General features: G+C 59.7%; 14 protein-coding genes. 2 read left to right on the forward strand and 12 right to left on the reverse strand.

Features of this window, described 5'->3' with window-relative positions; translation table 11 throughout:
• Positions 1 to 1,111 (forward strand): RHS repeat-associated core domain-containing protein (locus APH41_RS20240; protein WP_177333586.1); only part of this gene is annotated, 1,111 nt, incomplete at its 5' end.
• A gap of 470 nt (positions 1,112 to 1,581) precedes the next feature.
• Positions 1,582 to 2,046: a hypothetical protein gene (locus APH41_RS20245; protein WP_054898944.1), complete on the forward strand. Its 465-nt coding sequence runs from the start codon at positions 1,582 to 1,584 to the stop codon at positions 2,044 to 2,046.
• Positions 2,047 to 2,174: 128 nt separating this feature from the next.
• Here the strand turns inward: APH41_RS20245 and APH41_RS20250 are convergent, their stop codons facing one another.
• From APH41_RS20250 to APH41_RS20305, 12 genes are all read right to left on the reverse strand, one after another.
• Entirely contained in the window at positions 2,175 to 3,626 is a 1,452-nt protein-coding gene (locus APH41_RS20250; protein ID WP_054921021.1) for a mannose-1-phosphate guanylyltransferase/mannose-6-phosphate isomerase, read from the reverse strand.
• 187 nt (positions 3,627 to 3,813) lie between these two features.
• Positions 3,814 to 4,470, reverse strand: a complete 657-nt coding sequence (locus APH41_RS20255) for an alginate O-acetyltransferase AlgF (protein WP_032893493.1) — start codon at positions 4,468 to 4,470, stop codon at positions 3,814 to 3,816.
• A gap of 17 nt (positions 4,471 to 4,487) precedes the next feature.
• Complete coding sequence (locus APH41_RS20260; RefSeq protein ID WP_054921024.1) at positions 4,488 to 5,660, reverse strand: alginate O-acetyltransferase; 1,173 nt, start codon at positions 5,658 to 5,660, stop codon at positions 4,488 to 4,490.
• 11 nt (positions 5,661 to 5,671) lie between these two features.
• Entirely contained in the window at positions 5,672 to 7,204 is a 1,533-nt protein-coding gene (locus APH41_RS20265) for an MBOAT family protein (RefSeq protein WP_003188730.1), read from the reverse strand.
• Positions 7,205 to 7,393: 189 nt separating this feature from the next.
• Positions 7,394 to 8,503, reverse strand: coding sequence for a mannuronate-specific alginate lyase (locus tag APH41_RS20270; protein ID WP_054898941.1), 1,110 nt, complete (start codon positions 8,501 to 8,503; stop codon positions 7,394 to 7,396).
• Positions 8,504 to 8,511: 8 nt separating this feature from the next.
• A complete protein-coding gene (locus APH41_RS20275) occupies positions 8,512 to 9,960 on the reverse strand; it encodes an alginate O-acetyltransferase (protein ID WP_054921032.1) in 1,449 nt (482 codons plus the stop codon).
• Positions 9,961 to 9,971: 11 nt separating this feature from the next.
• Complete coding sequence (algG, locus tag APH41_RS20280; RefSeq protein ID WP_054921026.1) at positions 9,972 to 11,540, reverse strand: mannuronan 5-epimerase AlgG; 1,569 nt, start codon at positions 11,538 to 11,540, stop codon at positions 9,972 to 9,974.
• Positions 11,540 to 13,030 carry an alginate export family protein gene (locus APH41_RS20285; protein WP_054921029.1) on the reverse strand — a complete coding sequence of 497 codons (1,491 nt, stop codon included), beginning with the start codon at positions 13,028 to 13,030 and terminating at the stop codon, positions 11,540 to 11,542. Before APH41_RS20285 ends, algG begins: the two co-directional genes overlap by 1 nt.
• A complete protein-coding gene (gene algK, locus APH41_RS20290; RefSeq protein WP_371262633.1) occupies positions 13,027 to 14,559 on the reverse strand; it encodes an alginate biosynthesis TPR repeat lipoprotein AlgK in 1,533 nt (510 codons plus the stop codon). Before algK ends, APH41_RS20285 begins: the two co-directional genes overlap by 4 nt.
• A gap of 17 nt (positions 14,560 to 14,576) precedes the next feature.
• The gene (locus APH41_RS20295) at positions 14,577 to 15,743 is read right to left on the reverse strand and encodes an alginate biosynthesis protein Alg44 (RefSeq protein ID WP_034128707.1); all 1,167 of its coding nucleotides are present in this window, start codon (positions 15,741 to 15,743) and stop codon (positions 14,577 to 14,579) included.
• 37 nt (positions 15,744 to 15,780) lie between these two features.
• Positions 15,781 to 17,262, reverse strand: coding sequence for a mannuronan synthase (gene alg8 / locus APH41_RS20300; RefSeq protein ID WP_161794312.1), 1,482 nt, complete (start codon positions 17,260 to 17,262; stop codon positions 15,781 to 15,783).
• Between the two features lie 81 nt (positions 17,263 to 17,343).
• Entirely contained in the window at positions 17,344 to 18,660 is a 1,317-nt protein-coding gene (locus tag APH41_RS20305; protein WP_054898938.1) for a nucleotide sugar dehydrogenase, read from the reverse strand.
• Positions 18,661 to 19,413: the final 753 nt, after the last annotated feature.

The raw sequence follows: 19,413 nt of genomic DNA on the forward strand, positions 1-19,413 counted from the left end.
GACGCAAACCAACGCCCGCACCTTGGTCAGTGAGACCCGATATCTACCAGGGCTGGAAACGCGCGATGGGGATGGCGAGAAACTGCACGTCGTCACCGTCCAGGCCGGCCGCACCACGGTGCAGGTGTTGCATTGGGAAGGCGCGGCGCCGCAGCAACTGGCGAATGATCAATACCGTTACACCCTTAGCGATCATCTGGGCTCTTGTTCGCTGGAACTGGACAGTGAAGCGCGGATCATCACTCGCGAGACGTATCATCCGTTTGGTACGACGGCCTTCACGCAGAAGGGTGATTCGAGCGAAGAGAGTTATCGCACGTTGCGTTATTCGGGTAAGGAGCGGGATGCGACGGGGCTTTATTACTATGGGTTCAGGTACTACGTGCCGTGGTTACAGCGTTGGATTAACCCTGATCCGGCGGGACGGATCGACGGTTTGAATCTGTATAGAATGGTCAGAAATAATCCGGTTTTGCTCAGAGATGATGAAGGTCTGGTACCTACGAAAGAAGAGATCAACAAGTCGGCATCGCCCTCTCTATTTCAAAGAATGCTGCCAGCCTGGCTGAAAAAAAACAGCGTGATCCAAGAGCGATCATCTACGCACATCGCTGAGACGCAAGTTTACGTGTGGATCCCGCCAAGCGGAGGCGCGGCCACGGCCAATATACTGGTGACCAGACAAACATTCCAAGATGGCAGTAACAGAATTAGTTACGTGGGAGCCAACCCTGATGGTAGTGAGGAACAAAACTCTTCCGTTCATGGATATATAGAGTATGTGGTGCGCGATGACGCTGAGAAACGAGTTGCAGATGTTCATTTGTTTGATGCAAAGCCCGAGGGGAAAGGCTACGGTTCCCTGCTGCTTTTAGAGTTGACGTATGACGCTGAGGAACAGTCGATTCAAAGGGTCGAAGCGAGTGGCGTAGCGATGAGTGCTACAGGTTTCTACTTGTTGGCGGGGTTTCATCCCAGTCGGGAGGGGCACGATACCTTGGAAAGTACGATTCCAGGGCCGATAGATTTTTGGGGGGGGAGCCGACTGATAACCGGCTTGAGCGATGGTCGGATAGCACTATATCTCCCCGAAAGTTCAATGGTTATGTAGGGGCGAACGGTGTGAAACCTATAGATGAGTTTGGCGCAAAATTATATATGGCGCGACACAGTACTGCTACTTGGGAAGGGGAAACCGCACATATAAAGGAGCAGGCAAAACTGTCGACGATAAAGCGGGGATACTTCAAACAAGTTTAATGTTAACCGCAAGGGCCCTGGCGAGTAACTGTGTACAGGCGTTATACAGTCCAAATAAAAAGCCCCCACCCAACCCACTCATAGCTGACATGGATCTTCTGAAAAAGAAGGGATCCTATGAATCACTGAGGCCGTCAAACCTCATTACGAATGCGTCGTGGTAGGCGCAAGGGTCGGCAAGATGAGGGTAAGGGTCAACGTAGGTCATTGCACCCGACGATGTGGGAACCGGTTTGAATAACTTGCCACACAGTTTGCGCAAGGAGGCTTGGTTGATCAACGACGGAACCCAACGTTGCACTTATACAATGTGAGTTTTTTATGAATATTTCAGACGCCGCTGTAAGCCTGTCCACCCCTCTCAGCGTGTCCGCACCAGCGGAGGCCTCCAGCCAGGCAGGACCCGTGCAAGCGAGTGCCGCCCCCCTCGAGTCGCGCTCGGGGCCGCGTATGCAAAGTATGGGGCTTACGAGCTTGCGGCAAACTGTGCTGCAAGGCCTCGGCGATACAATTCGTTCGCATGTTTTGCCATCCTCAGTACTTCATAGCACCGACAGTTCGAAAGACAAAGCCTATGGGGCCGCGTTGACGTTCGTTGGCGGGATGGCGAAGGTGGCCGGCAAGAAGATGGCAAGCTCAGGTGGCGTTTCCTCGAAAGTCGCAGGTTCGGCGCTGATGTGGGGGGGTAAAGCGGCGGAGAAAATCGGCAAGAACACGTATAAAAATGCTGAACCCAAGGAGGACGGCAATTACAACGCGTTTGCACCGCGTAACTGGGTTCGTTAAAAACAGGCCTGACATCCCGCGAGGAGCTTTCTGTCTGTTTTGATGGTCATTGAACCGAAAAGCCCCCACCCAACCCACTGCGGATAGGGGACGCAATGGGCTGGGCGAGGGCTTCTTGTACGACTGTTTTACTGCGCGATAGTTTTCACCGATACACCACGTTCAACCGGTGTCGAGCGACCGTAGATATCTTCGAAGCGCTCGATATCGTCCTCACCCAAATAGCTGCCCGATTGCACTTCGATGATCTCCAACGGGATCTTGCCCGGGTTGCGCAGGCGGTGCACCGAGGCGATCGGGATGTAGGTGGACTGGTTTTCGCAGAGCAGGAACACGTTGTCGTCACAGGTGACTTCGGCGGTGCCGCTGACCACGATCCAGTGTTCGGCGCGGTGGTGGTGCATCTGCAGCGACAGGCACGCGCCCGGCTTGACCGAGATGTGCTTGACCTGGAAGCGGCCGCCCATGTCCACCGAGTCGTAGGAGCCCCACGGGCGGTAGACTTCGCAGTGGTTCTGGGTCTCGCTGCGGCCTTGCTCGTTGAGGGTGTTGACCATCTGCTTGACGCCCTGGACCTTGTCCTTGTGGGCAATCATCATCGCGTCCTTGGTTTCCACCACCACGATGTTGTCCAGGCCGATCACCGATACCAGTTTGCCGTTGCCATGCACCATGCAGTTGCGGCTGTCCTGGATCACTACATCGCCCTTGCTCACGTTACCGTTGGCGTCTTTATCATTGACCGCCCACAGCGAGGCCCAGCAGCCCACGTCGCTCCAACCGGCTGCCAGCGGGACTACGCAGGCGCGCTGGGTTTTTTCCATCACGGCGTAGTCGATGGAGTTGTCCGGGCAGCACGCGAAGGTGGAGTCGTCAAAGGTCACGGTGTCGGCGGTCTGCTCGCTGCGTTCCAGGGTCAGCACGCAGGTGTCATAGATATCCGGGTCGTGCTTTTTCAGCTCTTCGAGGAAGCGGCTGGCGCGGAACAGGAACATGCCGCTGTTCCAGAAGTAGCCACCGCTTTTGACGAACTCGACCGCACGTTTTTCATCGGGTTTCTCCACGAACTGCTGCACGCGGCTCACGCCTTCAGGTAGCAGCGAGTCGTTGGTGGACTTGATGTAGCCGTAGCCGGTTTCCGGGCGGGTGGCCGGCACGCCGAACAGCACCATCTCGCCACGCTCAGCGGCCACGGTGGCCAGGGCCAGTGCGCGCTGCAGGGCTTTCTGGTCGTCGATCACGTGGTCGGCGGGCAGTACCAGCATCAGCTCGTCACGGCCTTCGTTGACCAGCATCATTGCGGTCAGGGCCACGGCCGGCGCAGTGTTGCGGCCGAAGGGTTCCATCAGGATGCGCTGGCACTCTAGCTTGCGTGCGCTCAGTTGCTCATTGACGATGAAACGGTGATCTTTGTTGCAGACCACGATGGGGGCGTCCATGCCTTCGAACACCAGGCGCTCCAGGGTTTGCTGGAACAAGGTGTGCTCGCCGGTCAGGGCCAGGAACTGCTTGGGGAACTGTTTACGGGAAAGCGGCCAAAGACGTGAGCCGCTACCACCGGAAAGGATTACTGGGATCATGGGTGTTTCTCCTTGAATCAGTTTGGGTCAGAGCTACGAAGGTTTGTCGTTTCACTCTTGTTTTTGTCTCGGTCCTGAGTTGAAACCCGGTCAGTGTGGGAGCTGGCTTGCCTGCGATGGCGCCTACAAGACCGCCATCGCAGGCAAGCCAGCTCCCACAAGGGGGCATGTCAACTCAGGGAAATAGTCAGCGGGTCGACACTGGGCGTTTCACCCACACTGGCGACAGGCTCGAGCCCGAGCCGGTGACATACAGCACCGCCGCCTCACCGCGTTCCAACGCAACCGGCTTCACATCGCCGACTTTCTTGTCACCGTCATACAACGCCAGGCTCACTTTCACCGGGTTGATCTCACGCTCGCCACGGCCCTTGGCAGCCACCGACTTGACCACATCGGTCTTGCCGTCGGCGGTTTTCAGAGTCAGGGCCTTGTCGCTGAGGTTCTGCACGCGCACCAGGGATTTCTGCTTGTTCTTGAACGGGGGCTCTTCAATCAACTGCGGCTGGCCGCTGCCACTGTTGACCAGGGTGTAGTAGTGGTCGGCAGCCAGCTTGACCGGCAGGGTCTGGCTGCCGACCTTGGCGCTGTAGTCACCACCCGGCATGAAGCTGAAGTCGCTGCTGGCCAGTGGCGCAACGTCGCTGAGGTTGGTGCTGCCGACGGTGGCGCTGACCTCCTGGTTGCTGGCGTTGTAGATACGTACAAAGCTGGAGCCTTTTGGTGCAGTCGGGCCATACAGGGCGGCGTCACCGGCAGCGAAGGCCGACAGGGATACGAAGCTCAAGCCCGCTGCGATAGCCAGGGTTTTAGCGAGACGACGAGGAGTAGTAGTGAAAGTCATTGTGAGTTACCTCTCTTTCAGTTTTGCGCCCGGTCGGGCGTCTCGGATTTAGATGTGTTGATTGCCATGTTCTGTTGGCGCGAACCGGCTTGTTTAAGCTGCGCAACCCAGGCTGGGTCGGCATCACCGATTTCGTTGTTAACGGGCAGATAGCGTTCAGGAAACTCCCAGATCAGCACCTGGGGCGGGCTGTTCTTGAAGTCATCACTTTTGAGATAGCTGAGCATCGGCAGGATCGGGCCATGGCCGTCTTCGGCGTAGCTGACCACGTCGCTGTGCAAGGCTTGCTTGAGTGCGCCGACGAAGTTCCAGTTGGGGTTGGCGCTGTAGCTGGTGCCGACCAGTGCCACCGGGGTTTCGCTGTCGCTGAACAGCGCGTCATCACCTTTCTCTTCGGCCAGGTGGGTGACGCGTTTTTCCAGCGGCTCTTTGGGCGGCATCAGGTTTTCGAACAGCGGGTCCAGGGGCAGGAACAAACGCAGGTCGCCTTTATGCGGTTCGGTTTTCTCGGCCTCGGTGACAAAACGCTGCGGCTCGCCGCTCAGTGGGGTCTTGTCGGCAATCGCCTTGGCCAATTGCTTGGCGGCGACTTCGGCACCGTCCGGGGTCCAGTGGGTATCGGTACGCAGGAACACCTGCTTGCCGGCGAGCTTGGCCTGTTGCAGCGGGCCGAGCAGGTCTGGCGCCGGGATGTTGTCTGCCGCCACGCGGGCGTGGAAGTCCTGGTACAGGTTGGCGTGGATGCTCGCCGGTTTCACCTCACCCAAGTGCTCCGGGTACAGGCGCACCTTGGCCGGTACGATCGCCATCACCAGTTGGATGCCCTGGGCCTTGAGCTTCTGGCGTACGCCTTCGACCAGCGCGTAGTTGCCTTGCAGGTTCTGGTCTTCGTTGACGGCGGGGTTGAATTCCTCGTCGCTGTACAACCAGTGGTCACGGCCCAGCACCACGCCAGGGCGGCCTTCATTGAACAGCTTGTAGTCCAGCGCTGCCCACAGGTTGGTGCCCAGGCGCTTGATCGGGAACTCGTCGTCGTAGTGAGTCTCGACGGCTTTGGTCCAGCGACCGTTAAGCACCGTGGCATCGGCGTTGGTGCTGAAGCCAAAGAAGCTGCGCAGTGACCAGGCGCCCAGTGCCAGCAACAGCACCAGGAACAGGCTTATGTAGAGGACGCGTAATGAACGGGTCATGGTCGGCTCCCTCAGAATTGGAAGTAAAGGAACGGCGAGAAACTCTGCGCCGACAGTTTGAGAATCGACGCCACGAACAGCAGCAGCACCGCAGCGCGCATGGCGTAGCGTGGCCAGTCAGCGGTCCAGTAGGCCGGTTGCACGGCAGCGTCACGGCCCACGCTGAAACCGGGCTCGTGGATGCTGCCAGGATTGTCGCCGGGTACGGCCTTGATCAGGCTCGGGTCGGCTGGCTTGGCCTTGTCGGCCGGGCGGTTGGTGTAGAAGTCGCGCAGGCCGAAAAACGCCAGCGTTGCGTAGGCCACCACCAGGGTTGCCACTTGCAGGCCGGTAAGGTTGGCGCGGTTGAGTTCCGACAACGACCATTCGCTGAAGCTGAACATCGCACCGTACATGCGCCCGGCAACGTGCAGGTTTTCGGCGCGGAAGATCACCCAGCCCATCACCACCAGCAGGAAGGTAAAGGCCCAGCGCAGCACATTGAAACTGCGCGGCGCGGTGTTCAGGCCGATGGCTTTTTCAATCGCCAGCCACATGCCGTGCCAGGCGCCCCACACGATGTAGGTGATGTTGGCGCCGTGCCACAGGCCACCGAGCAGCATGGTCAGGAACAGGTTGCGGTAAGTGGTCAGGGTGCCTTTGCGGTTGCCGCCCAGGGTGATGTACAGGTAGTCACGCAGCCAGGTGGACAGGCTGATGTGCCAGCGCCGCCAGAACTCGGTGATCGACTGGCTGATGTACGGCTGCTTGAAGTTTTCCATGAAGCGGAAACCCATCATCAAGCCCAAGCCAATGGCCATGTCGCTGTAGCCGGAGAAGTCGAAGTACAACTGCGCGGTGTAGGCCAGCGCGCCGAGCCAGGCATCGCCTGTTGTGGGGTTTTGCAGGGCGAAGCAATGGTCGGCCACCACCGCCAGGGTGTCGGCAATAAAGACCTTCTTGATGAAACCCTGCATGAACCGCGTGCAGCCCTCGGAGAATTTATCCAGGGTGTGGGTGCGGTTGTTGAACTGGTCGGCCAGGTCACGAAAGCGCAGCACGGGACCGGCGATCAGGTGCGGGAAGATCGCCACAAACGCCGCAAAGTCGATGAGGTTGCGAGTCGCCGGAGTGTCGCCACGGTACACGTCGATGATGTAGCTGATGGACTCGAAGATGTAGAACGAGATCCCGATCGGCAACAGCACGTGGGTGAGGATGAACGGCTCCAGTCCCGCGGACTTCATCATCACATTGATGCTGTCGACGCCGAAGTTGGCGTACTTGAAGTAGCCGAGGATGCACAGGTCGACCGCCACGCCGAGCAACAGCCAGCGCTGCGCCGGCTTGGTGCGCACACCGGCGGCACCGACCTTGAGGCCGATCCAGTAGTTCCACAGCGTGACGGCCGCGAACAGCGCCAGGAAGTCCACTCGCCACCAGGCGTAGAACACGTAGCTGGCAATCAGCAGCAGCAGGTTGCGATAGCGTTGCCCGCTTAAGTAGTACAAGCCGAGAAAGATCGGCAAGAACAGAAACAGGAACACATTGGACGAGAAAACCATCCCGATCTCTCCATGTTTAACCAACAGTCAAGGGCCGGAGCCCCCCCAAACCCCCCCACGATTTCGGGGGAGGTTGTGATCGTTCCCACGCTCTACGTGGGAATGCCTCTTGTGACGCTGTGCGTCACGCTTTGGGACGCAGAGCGTCCCGTGCTGCATTCCCACGCAGAGCGTGGGAACGATCAGCGACTAGCTGCCTTTGTTGCCTTTTTCATGCGCCGGGTCGTAGACCTTGGTCAGGTCGCCGCCCAGGCGGAAGGTCTTGAACGGTTGCATGCCATGCTTGCGTTCGATCACGTCCGGGGCGCAGGTGTAGAGGGTGCAGAAGGGCTCAAGCCAGGCAAATTTCATGTCTTCCTTGAGGTCCTTCATGTCCTGCTCTTTGCCGTTCTTCTGCTCGAAGATGTCCGGGTCTTTCACCCCGGCCAGCACCTTGTCGCCCAGGCGCTTGAGCGCGCTGTTGTTTTCCTGGCGCAGGTCCACGCCGTTGACCAGGGCAAAGCTGGCGATCATCGACAGCGGCGGCAGGGCGTAGTTGTGGTACGACAGGGCGCGTTGCTGGCGCTTCAATTCGTTCGGCAGGAAGCCCTGGTCATCGACCTGGTTCACGCCGACCTTGTATTCCTTCACCGCCCAATCAAACAGGTCGCGGCGGTTGGTAGCGATGGACGTTGCCATCACCGACCAGGCGGCCCAGTAGGAGTGGTTGTTGGTTTTTTCCAGGGGCAGGTTGTCCCAGTCGCTCACCACCTGGTCGGCCAGCTTGTTGAACCAGGCTTCGATTTGCTGGGCTTCCTGCGGGTGCTTGGCCAGCGGCTGCGACTCGGAGAACTTCAAGCGCACATAGGCCGAGGCCATGCTGCCCAATGCCCATTTGCGCATGGACTTGCCGGTGTGGTTGAAGTCCTTGGACATCAACGCATCGGCCTTGGCCCATGACACCAGCCAGTTCAGGGTGCATTCGAGTTGCTGCGGGCGACCGTCACGCATGAACTGCATCACGCGCTTGCTGGTGTCTTTTTCCAGTTTGGTGATGTCGGCGGTGCTGTCGCGAAAGGCTTTTTCCGACTGCACATTCAGGGTCGAACGGGCCTTGTCTGAGCCTTCGTACTTGCTGCGAAACTGCAATGGCCCGGTGTAGGGCGTTGGCATGCTGTCGCAATCATTCTTGAAGTCGCCGGTCTTGAACGCTTCGATCGGTGCGAAATAGCCCTGGGGCGGGCGCAACGGCGCGGCCGCATTCACGGAGCCGGCAAACACGGCCAGGCCCAGCAGGGTAGGGAGCAATAACTTTTGCATAAGTAACCTCACTTCCCGAGTTGGGCGGTCTGCTGACCACCGCTTGGGAATACGTTGCGTGTGCAAATTTTCGCTTCAACCTTCTGCGCCGCAGCGCCCGCTTCGGGGCCCTGCACTTCCACGGCCAGCAAGTTCTGCGAGGCCCAGTCTTCATCGGTGCGCAGTTCAAAGGCGAAACGCCCGTCTGTATCGGATGTTTCGGGTTTCTCGATCTTGATGTCCTCGTGGCGCCCGTTCATGTACCAGAGGGTGGCTTGCAAGGTTTTCACCGACGGATCGGCGAAGCGGATATCGACCTGATGGTTGGCGTTGCGCAGGTCTTTGTTCGCGCTGTTGACCATCAGTTCGTTTTTGCCCGGTTTGAGCGTGGTGCTGGCCGACATCTGCGCGGTCTTGCCTTCGCAGCCGTTGTCCAGCAGCGCCATCATCTGGCGGTAGATGGTTTCCTGGTCGAGGCGGTACAGCGGCGAGAATTCCCAGATCAGGATCTTCGGTGGGCTCTTCTGGAATTCATCGCTGCCCAGGTACTGCAGCATCGAGCCTTCCAGGCCACCGCCGGGGAAGGCGACGTTGAGGATGTCAGCGCCAATTTCTTCTTCCAGGAAGCCGGCGAAGTTGTAGTTCTTGCCGCTGTGGCTGGTGCCCACCAGGGTGATCTGCGGGTTGCCCGAATCGCCGAACAGGTCGCCGTCACCGGCTTCGCCCTTGGGCTCGGTGGTGAACTGGTCCATGTACTGGATCGCATAGCTGGTGCCGCACAGTTGCCCGGCCATGTTGTGCAGGGTGCCGGTCTTGCCCATGCGGCCCGAGCGCTTGGTCTCGAATTCACGCTTGGGAATCTCGGCATATTCCGGCATCTGCTTGACCTTGGCCGCGACGATTTTCGCGGTGCGCTGGGCGCCGTACGGGGTCCAGTGCTGGTCGCCACGGAAGTAGAAATCGTGGGCCGGCAACTCATCCGGCAGTTGCTCGTTGGTCAGCGGCGACAGGTCTGGCACCACGTAGCCCATCTTGGCGAAACGCCCGAGCATGGTTTTGTAGTTGGTCAGGGCCTTGTCGAAATCGTACTTGGCCTTTTCCTCAGGGTTGAGCTTGTTGCGGTTCACCAGGCCACGGGTCGGCTGGTAGACCACCACCAGTTCCACGCCCTTGCTCTTGAACGCATCGTGCAACTGCTGCATGCGCTTGTAGCCGGCCGGGGTGGTGTCGAACTCGGTGCGCAGGTCTTCCTGGGTACGGAACAGCCAGTCGCCCTGGGCTTGCACCAAGGTGGTGAAGTTCTGCTGGTAGCGCGTGGTGTAGTTCTTGGCGTCATGGGCGGCCGGGCACAGGCTGCAGCACGGTTCGGCGGTGAAGGTAGGGGCTTGCACTTCATCGGCGCGTACGCCCTGGCTGGCCGCCAGCAGGCCGAGGGTCAGACCCGAGAGGCTCAGCAGTTTGATCATGTGTGGGTGCATAAGGGTCATCCTCAGTCCTGCAATTCGGTCTGGCGTTCGACGGGGTCGATCAGCACGGCTTTCTGCTGGCGCACCAGCAGGTCGAGAATTTCTTCCTGGCGGTCACCCAGGATGCCGGAGAAGCTGATACCGCTGGATTTGGTCGGCGCCAGCATCGACACGCGATACAGCTCGATACTCAACGGCGAGTCGATAGACAGCGGCCCGCTGCCGTTACCCGCCAGTTCACCGCCAACCACGATCAGCGAGACCTTGGCATCGAACGGGTCGAGGGCGATGTCGCGGTCGGTGTCGGTCAAGTCCTTGATGTGGCCGTACACGCCGGTCAGGCCGTTGGCCATCGAGGTGTTTTCGTAGAGCTTGATGTTCACGCTGTTACGCACGCGGATCCCGTGGCGACGGTTGCTGATCACCTTGTTGCCCCACAGCAGGTTGTCGCCGCTCTCATAGAGGGTGATGCCGTCGGTGTGGTTGCGGTAGATCTCGTTGTCGGCGATCAGGTTGTTCACGCTGTTACGGTCGATCACCAGGCCCGAAAGCTTGTTGTCGTAGCTGCGGTTGTTGAAGATGAAGCTGTCGTTCACTTCCCGGGAAATGATGATGCCGTGTTTCTTTTTGGTGCCGTACACGGTGTTGTCCGCGATGATCAGGCCGTGGGAACGGTCATGGGGGTCAATGCCGTAGACGATGTTGTCTTTGTAGGTATTGCCCTTGATCACAAAGCCTGTGGTCTCGTAGCAGTAGAAGCCGTACCACATGTCCGAGAACTCGGAGTCGATGATCCAACCGGTCGGCTCGGGGCGCTTGAGCACCTTGGCCATGTTCGGCGTGTACTGGGAAATACTCACCCCGTACGACTTACTGTTGGCGTAGCCGAAGCTGGCCATCTTGGTCTTGGAGATATAGGTCTCGGTGCCGCCCCAGGCCAGCAGGAACGGGCGGAACTCCTTGGCTGACTTGAACAGCGCCGGGCCGTTGGTTTTTTCATCCCAGCCGGTGACCTTGGTGTCACGCACGAACAGCTGGCCGTCGTTGATCAAAAACGAGCCGGCTTGCTGGGACAGGCGCAGTTCCTGGGTGTTTTTGTCGATATCGAGGATGCCTTTACGGCCCACCACGATCGGCAACTTGGCCAGGAACACGCCCGGCGACGTTTCGCTGAAGTACTGCTTGGGCACCTTGCCCAGCAGGTCCTTGAGGTTCATGTAGCCGTCGTCGACAAAGATCGCCTGGGGAATGCCGTGTTGGCGCACCACCCATTCGGCCATCTTGTTATCGCCGCCGATAAAGTCCTTGAGTGCGTCTTCCTGCATCATGCGGCGGATGCTGATTTTGCCGACTTTGGTCTTGACGATTTTCTTTTCCATCGCCTGCGCGGTGTAGCCCGACAGGTCGGGCAGCGCCGGCTTGGCCATTTCCAACGGCGCGGTGGGCGGGCTGGAGATGGTGTAGGTTTTGGCCTGTTGCAGTTCCTTGGCGATGATCGGCGCCTTGGCCGCCGTATCGGCAAACGCTGTGGCGCTGGCCATCAGCATTGCCGCGACGAGTAGGCTTTGAGCATTCATGGCGCAGGCTCCCATCAGAATTTCCAGACCACGTCGACAAACGCGCGGTGCATGTAGGAGTCGACCTGGCTGCCATAGGCATCGCCGGGCTTGAACACACCGGCACGCAAACGCACCAGGGCTGAAGGCTCGTCGATCGACTGGCTCAGCGCGGCTGGCAGCAAGCCTTTCTTGAAGTACTTGGTGACCACCAGGTCCATTTCTTGGCCGAGGTCTTTCTTGCCGTCTTCAAGGGGCAGGGAGGTGCTGGAGAGGATCGCGCCGGTGACGTCATCGGTGTTGTTCTGCACCGCGTCGATGCCGTTGCTGCCCACCGGCTTGTTGCCGTCCACGCGCCAGAACTTGTGGTACACCAGGCTGGCGTCGTAGTCCTCGCGCAGTTGCCAGGAACCGAACAGGCTCATGGACTGCATGTTGTTCATTTCACCGCGAAACGCTTCACCGAAGCGATGCACGCGGGACTGGGTGCCGGTCCAGTTCGAACGGTTGCTTTGCAGGCCGTTCTGTTCGTACTCGGCACTGGCGCGCGAGTACGCGGCACCCACTTGCCACTGCGGATCCAGGCGCAGGCGCACGCCGATATCGGTGGCCCAGCCGCTCAGGTCATCGCTGCGCTTGGCGCTGGTGGGGCGTGTGCCGTCGGCGTTCAAGGCGTTGACCTTGTCGCGGTCGCCGCGCATGCCGGTGATGCTTGCCCAGTAGTTGACGGTGTTGGTGTTGCGCCAGTTGTAGGCGTCGCTGTTGGCTTCGATGCCCAGCCAGGTCAGGTCGCCGTTTTCGCGCTTGTCCAACGGGTCGCTGGCGACACCCGGTTCGGCGTAGTCGAGCTTGCCGTCGTCATGGGTGTGGTGGCCGCGCACGCCGATCCACTGGCCCGGCGTCCACTGGTAGGCAGCGTCGGCGTAGAAGTGCTGGCGGTCTTTGTCGACCGGCGACAGTTCCTTGAGGTCGGTGCGGTATTCGCTGAAACGTTCGGCAGCGCCGACGTTGGCCTTGAGCAGGGTGGTGTCGAAGGTCCAGTTCAACGCTTCGATGTTGGTGTCGCGCCACTGGCCGTCGTCATTGCGCAGGCGCTGGCGGCCGAACTTGAGGATCTCGCCGGGGTAGGGCGTGAAGCCGCTGTAGCCGACCCAGAACTCACGCAGGGCCAGGTAGTTTTTCTTGGCCTTGCGGTCGTCGTTGCTCGACTGCTGCTCGGTGGTGTCATCGGCCGACTGTTGCAGGGTGTCGGTCTCGATGATATCGCTGGAAACCACTGCCTGGCCCATGGCGTAGGCGCTCCATGCGCCGCTTTCGCCGTAGATCCAGGGGCGCAGGTCGAGGCCGATACCGTTGACGTCACCGCCTTTCTGGGTGCCGAGGTCGCGGTCATCTTCAGACTGCGCGGTGGCTTTGACTTCCAGGCCGAAGTTCTTGGCTTCGGTGAGCGCGGCCAGGGTCGGGCACGACCACAGCAGGGCGAAGGTCAGGCCGATACCGGCCTTGACGAATGGGTTGAGCTTCATAGGGATTCCTCGCCGTCTTCTTCTTGCAGGGCGTGCAGTTGCAGCGTGCTTTGGGCCAGGGTGCCGCGGGCGGCCAGTTCCTGTTGCACCAGGCGTTGGCCTTCGGCGCGTTGCTCAGGCGTCAGCGGCGCTTCGAGCTGGGTGGCCAGGTCATTGGCCTCTGGCGTGTCCTGGGCCTTGGCCAGTTGGCTGAAGACATAGGCGTTCAACGGGTCGGGCTTGGTGCCCTTGCCTTGGGAAAACAGTTGGGCAATGGCGAAGTCGGCGCTGTTCTGGCCGTTGCGCGCTGCGGTCAGCAGGTGGTCGAGGGCTTTTTGCGGGTAGACCTTGCCCAGGTAGCCACGGCGGTAAATCTGGCCGAGGTAGTAATCGGCGGCCACTTCACGGCCCACGGCTTTCTCGAAATGCGCCTCGGCAGCCTTGGCATCGGCCGGCACCCACTTGCCTTCGTAGTAGAGCTTGCCCAGCAGCAATTCGGCGCGTGGCTGGTCGGCGGCACGGCCGTTGTCGAGGTACTTCATCATCTGGTCGACATCGCCCAGTTCGGGGAAGTCGTAGAGCAGTTGCGCCAGGCTGACCCAGGACGCCGGGTAGCCAGGGGCGATTTTTTCCAGCAATGCCTGGGCAGTTTTTTCGTCCGGGGTACCGAGGGTGGCATCGCCGAGTACGCGGGCCACGCTGTCGACGCGCTGCGCAGTCACGGTGCCACGGCTTACGCCTGCTTCCATTTGCTTGAGCAGTTCGGCCTGTTGTTCCGGCTGCTGTTTTTTCTGATAGACCGTGGCCAGTTCGACGTAGCAGATATCGGTGGTGGTCAGCGCGGCTTTGCAGATGCGCTCCACATCATCCAGGTGCTGATCGTAGGTATCCTGGGTGCGATACAGCAGCACCTGGGCCAGGCCGGCCTCCGGGTAACCCGCCGCCTGCCATTGGCTGATCTGCTGTTGGGCATTCACGTTGGGAAAGCTGTGGGGGTATTGCAGGTACAGCATTGCCAGCGGGATCAAGGTATTGCCTTCACCATTGGCAAAGGCTTTTTTCAGCAGGCTTTCGGCTTCATGGTGTTCGGCCTCAGTGGCGCCGGGCTTGGCCGCCAACAGGCGACCCAGGCGTGCCTGGGCACGCGGCGACGTATCTGCCGCCGCACGGTAGGTGGCTTCGGCCTGTTTGATTTGCGCCGGGTCACGGGTGCCGACCTGGATATCGGCCAGGCCCACCTGGGCCTCGCTGTAGCCCAGGTCTGCCAGTTGCTGGTAATTCTGCTGCGCGGTGACGGTGTCGCCGCGCTTGAGGGCTTCGTTGGCCAGGCGCTGGTCGGGCAGGCCGGCGCAACCGGCCAGGCTGATTGCTAGGGCGATCAACGCTACCGAACCAATGTGGGCACTGCCTTTGTGGCGAGGGAGCTTGCTCCCGCTGGGGTGCGCAGCGCCCCCAAAAGCCGGCTCCAGCTGCGCTGTCGAGCGGGAGCAAGCTACCTCGCCACAGCAAGCCCGCTCCCACAGGGATTGTGGTGTTTTTGAGAGAGTCATCACAGGCATGTCCTCGCTTACAGACCGTGAGCCATGGCTTTGTCGATCAGCCAGTTCAGCGATGGGCCACGGTCGCTGGTGACTTCCACCGGGCGGCCGGCGTAGGTGCTGTCCAGCGGTGCATCAGGCTTGATCTGCACGCGGATGTCGGAGGACAGGTCGGCGCTGTTCAGGCTGGTGCTGCTGACGATGGTGCCGGTGCGAACCTGTTCTTCATCGGCGACCTGAAAGCTCACCGGCGTACCTGGGCGTACATCGCCAAACTGGCGGTAGGTGAAGCGGGCTTCAACATTAGCCTGGCTGCCACGTGGCACCAGTTGGAAGATCACATCGCCCTTGCTGGCGTACTGGCCGTCGGCGACCAGTTGCTGGGCCACCACGCAATCGCACGGCGAAGTCAGGGTGCCGGTCATTTGCTTGCCGAACAGTTCTTCGACCTTGGCCGGTTGCAACTGGTCTTCGTCCAGGTGGCCCTTGAGTACATCGAGCATGCTGGTGCTGAAAGTCGCCAGCGGCGCGCCCTTGGCTGCTACCGAATCACCCTTGAGCAGGCTTTGCACGGTGCCGTCACGGGGCATGGTCACGTTCATGCCCGGTACGCTGACGAGGCCGGCCTGGGCGTGGCTGACGAAGTACATGCCGTAGAGCGACTTGACCACAAAACCGAAGGCCGCCAGGCCCACCAGGAAGATCGCCAGGCTGAAGGTCACGGCGCGCAGGCGACCGAACGCGGTCATGCCGCTGCCGCCGTCCTTGACCTTGCGTGCCTTGGTGAAGTTGTCGCGTTGCAGGGTCGCGAGTACGTCGCCCATGGTCACGATGTCACCGGACAGGTGCGAGGTGATCAGGTGGCGCAGGGTGGAAATATCCTGGGCATCGAGGTTCTGGAACTGGCAACCGGTGCGGCCGGTCTGGCGGTCGTAGGAGCGAATCTGCAGCTCCACGTCCATGGCCAGGCCGAGGTTGTCGATCACGAACTGCAGGCGGCCCTTGTGCACTTGGCCGATGGTGAGCGGCTGGGTAGCGGTGAAAGCCAGGCCGCCGGCGGACAGGTCGATAACCTTTGCTTCGGTCGGCGTGCGGTCGCTGTTGAAGAAGCGCAGCTTGGCCGGGATTTTCACCCGGGCGTGTTGGCGCTGGGCTTCGGATTCGTGGACAACGTTGGCGTTTACTTGGCTATTCATCGGGTGTAATTCCTAGGTTAATTCAGGCTTGGCAGGGTCAGACCATCATCAGCAACACGGCAACGAAGATGCTGCCGGCGGAGAAGGTCATGGTCCGAGACGACCAGGTGTTGAACCAACGTTGAAAGCTGGCCAAATCGCGGGTCAGTTTGGTGTCCTGGCGGGTCCAGGACTGTTGATCAAGGCGGAAGAACACGTAGATCTTCACCAACGCGCCCATGATCTGGTTGTAATAGAGAATCAGCGGGTAGGCCGGGCCGATCTTGTGGCCGGAGCACGACAACAGCAGGGTGAGGATCAGGCGGGTAATGCCGATCCATAGCAGGTAGGCGAGGATGAACGCGCCGCCGTACTTGAAGGTGGCGATCATGGCCACGGTCAGGCCGAGCAGGGAGGTCCACATCGATACGCGCTGGTCGAACAGCACCACGCTGGTGAACAGGCCGAGGCGACGCACGCCCAGGCCCAGGGCACGGGAGTTCTGGCGCAGGTTGTTGCCGTACCAGCGGAACATCAGCTTGCGGCTGGCCTTGATAAAGCTCTTTTCCGGCGGGTGTTCCACGGTGTTGATGGCGGCGTCCGGCACGTAGAAGGTGTCGTAGCCCAGGCGCATCAGGCTGAACCAGCTGGACTTGTCATCCCCGGTGAGGAACTTGAAGCGGCCCAGGCGCCAGTGTTGCAGCGAGTCGCTTTCCACGTCGGCGATAAAGCCCGGGTCAGTCACTACGCTGGCGCGGAATACCGACATGCGCCCGGTCATGGTCAGCACGCGCTTGGACAGGGCCATGGAGCACATGTTGATGTGGCGTTGGGCGAAGCGCAGTTTGTGCCATTCGCTCATGATGTAGCCGCCGCGCACTTCGCAGAATTCGTTGGTGGTCAGGCCGCCGACATTGCCGAACAGCTGGAACCACGGCACGGTCTTGCGCACTACGCCTTCGGCCAGCACGGTGTCGCCATCGATCACGGCAACCACGGCGCGGTCGTCCGGCAGGTGACGCGAGATGGCGCGAAAACCGAAGGCCAGGCCGTCACGCTTGCCGGTACCGGCGATACGCACGAAGTCGAGCTTGACGTGAGCCGGCGGGTTCATCTTTTCCCAGAGGCTTTTCACCAGCAGCTCATCGGACATTTCCACCAGCGAGCACACCACGGTGGTGGGGAAGCCGCAGTCGATGGCTTCGCGAATCACCGAGCTGTAGACCTGGGCGGTGGTCAGCGCATCGATACGAAAACTGGTGACCATCAGGAACACATGGGACGGGTCGGCGGCCTTGCCCAGCTTGCGCACTTTGCGGCGCAGGTGCGGGTACACCACGTACAGGAACAGCATGCCGCGAAAGAAATGCGTCGCGCCCATCGAGTAGCGCCAGATACCCACGGCGCCAATCAGGAAAATAAAATTCTTCGATTGCGAATCGAAGGTGCTCGCCGGCAACAGCAGGGCGAGCCCCATCAGCAGGCTGAGAAAGAACAGCCAGCCGGCAGATTGCAGAAATACATGTTTTAACTTGGACATAAGCGTCATCCGCAAGGTGAGGAGGCTCCAGGCTGCAAGCGCTGGGGTAAGCCACTGGCAGCCTGAAACTTGCCGTTGCTGTTACCAGCAAATACCTTCGGTACGGCCGCTCACGCTGGTGGCCTTGGACATGAAGCCCACCAGGTCGACCACTTGCTTGCCGTGCGGGGCTTCGTGCGCAAGGGCGCGGAACTTCTCGTCACGGTTACCGAGGATGATCACGTCGGAGTTGTTGATCACTTCGTCGAAGTCCGAGTTGAGCAGGGACGACACGTGCGGGATCTTGCCTTCGATGTAGTCCTTGTTCGCGCCGTGCATACGGGCGTACTCGACGTTGCTGTCATAGATGCTCAGGTCGTAGCCCTTGCCGATCAGCATTTCCGCCAGTTCTACCAATGGGCTTTCACGCAGGTCATCGGTACCGGCCTTGAAGCTCAGGCCCAGCAGGGCGACTTTGCGCTTGTCGTGGCTGGAGACGATGTCGAAGGCGTTCTGCACCTGGGATTCGTTGCTGCGCATCAGCGAGTTGAGCAACGGTGCTTCCACGTCCAGGGAGCCGGCGCGGTAGGTCAGGGCACGCACGTCTTTTGGCAGGCACGAACCGCCGAAAGCGAAGCCTGGGCGCATGTAGTACTGGGACAGGTTGAGGGTCTTGTCCTGGCAGACCACTTCCATCACTTCACGACCGTCAACGCCGACGGCTTTGGCGATGTTGCCGATCTCGTTGGCGAAGGTGACTTTGGTGGCGTGCCATACGTTGCAGGTGTACTTGATCATCTCGGCAACGGCGATGTCCTTGCGGATGATCGGCGCGTCGAGTTCTTCGTACAGCGACTGCAGGACGTCGCCGGAGGCTTTGTCGAACTCGCCGATAACGGTCATCGGTGGCAGGTCGTAGTCGGCGATGGCGGTGGATTCACGCAGGAATTCCGGGTTGACCGCGACGCCGAAATCAACGCCGGCTTTCTTGCCGGAGCAGTCTTCGAGGATCGGGATTACCACGTTGGCCACGGTGCCCGGCAGTACGGTGCTGCGCACCACGATGGTGTGGCGGGTGGTCTTGTCACGCAGTACAAAACCGATCTCGCGGCATACCGACTCGATGTAGTTCAGTTCCAGGTCGCCGTTCTTCTTGCTCGGCGTACCGACGCAGATCATCGACAGGTCGGTGTCGCGGATGGCTTCGGCGAAGTTGGTGGTACCGCGCAGTCGACCGGTTGCGATGCCTTGGCTCAACAGTTCGCCCAGACCCGGTTCAACGATGGGGGATTTACCCGCATTGATCAGGTCGATCTTGTCCTTGGAGATGTCTACGCCGACCACTTCATGGCCACGGGCAGACAGGCAACCGGCACACACGGCGCCAACGTAACCCAAACCAAATATGCTGATGCGCATCGCAATTACCTCTATGTTTAAATCATGCCATTAGATGGCCGGAGTTCATGTTTGCAAGCGTCACTGATGCCGCGAAAGTTAGGCGAATAGACGCCGACTTACCGCGTGCAGGCATGTTAAATAGCGAGTGACTAACTATTGCACTCAAGTTGTGCGCAACGTGGCCTTGTTATTGGGGCTTGCCCTGAAATGCAGCCGGTTTTCCATGGCGGAAGGGGCCGGCGCCAGTGCCGCAGGGCTTTGATACAGGCAAGAAGCCTTTTGATATCAACGCCTTGGGTGTTAACACTGGCTCATTTAGGTCAGCGCTGCCTTGGCCTTTAGGGGGTTGGCAATGAGTCCTTATCGCCGCCCTCAACTCAATCAGTTGATGATATGACCCTCGAGCCAAAGTGCTTTATGACAACTTGGCTACTTCCATTGGTCGGTATGTAAGTCATCTCTTACGTAAACAGAGAATTTCGTTACCGGTGGTATGAGCGGTGCTTCAAGACGAAGTTCCGGGCCGCTCATCCCCTTTCCGGAAATTTTTTGAAATATTAGAAAAGATGGCACTAGTACTATATTGATAGCACTTGCTATTTAGGCCAGTAGTTATGGGGAGTTGGTGCGAGAGGATAGTTTTGTGCCACTACCGTTAAAAAAAAGTGGTGCCACTACGAAAAAAACCGACGAGTGTCGAGTGAAGAAATTGTTAGAGATGTGTCTTGATATTTTTTGACGTCAAATAAATGACAATTGGTGGGGTGAAAT

The organism is Pseudomonas sp. NBRC 111138, from assembly GCF_001320835.1.
GTDB classification, from domain to species: domain Bacteria; phylum Pseudomonadota; class Gammaproteobacteria; order Pseudomonadales; family Pseudomonadaceae; genus Aquipseudomonas; species Aquipseudomonas paracarnis.

Bases quoted from the DNA above. Each gene is read 5' to 3' on its own strand.
- APH41_RS20245 (WP_054898944.1), top strand. From the start codon at position 1,582: ATGAATATTTCAGACGCCGCTGTAAGCCTGTCCACCCCTCTCAGCGTG.
- APH41_RS20250 (WP_054921021.1), bottom strand. From the start codon at position 3,626: ATGATCCCAGTAATCCTTTCCGGTGGTAGCGGCTCACGTCTTTGGCCG.
- APH41_RS20255 (WP_032893493.1), bottom strand. From the start codon at position 4,470: ATGACTTTCACTACTACTCCTCGTCGTCTCGCTAAAACCCTGGCTATC.
- APH41_RS20260 (WP_054921024.1), bottom strand. From the start codon at position 5,660: ATGACCCGTTCATTACGCGTCCTCTACATAAGCCTGTTCCTGGTGCTG.
- APH41_RS20265 (WP_003188730.1), bottom strand. From the start codon at position 7,204: ATGGTTTTCTCGTCCAATGTGTTCCTGTTTCTGTTCTTGCCGATCTTT.
- APH41_RS20270 (WP_054898941.1), bottom strand. From the start codon at position 8,503: ATGCAAAAGTTATTGCTCCCTACCCTGCTGGGCCTGGCCGTGTTTGCC.
- APH41_RS20275 (WP_054921032.1), bottom strand. From the start codon at position 9,960: ATGCACCCACACATGATCAAACTGCTGAGCCTCTCGGGTCTGACCCTC.
- algG (WP_054921026.1), bottom strand. From the start codon at position 11,540: ATGGGAGCCTGCGCCATGAATGCTCAAAGCCTACTCGTCGCGGCAATG.
- APH41_RS20285 (WP_054921029.1), bottom strand. From the start codon at position 13,030: ATGAAGCTCAACCCATTCGTCAAGGCCGGTATCGGCCTGACCTTCGCC.
- algK (WP_371262633.1), bottom strand. From the start codon at position 14,559: ATGACTCTCTCAAAAACACCACAATCCCTGTGGGAGCGGGCTTGCTGT.
- APH41_RS20295 (WP_034128707.1), bottom strand. From the start codon at position 15,743: ATGAATAGCCAAGTAAACGCCAACGTTGTCCACGAATCCGAAGCCCAG.
- alg8 (WP_161794312.1), bottom strand. From the start codon at position 17,262: ATGTCCAAGTTAAAACATGTATTTCTGCAATCTGCCGGCTGGCTGTTC.
- APH41_RS20305 (WP_054898938.1), bottom strand. From the start codon at position 18,660: ATGCGCATCAGCATATTTGGTTTGGGTTACGTTGGCGCCGTGTGTGCC.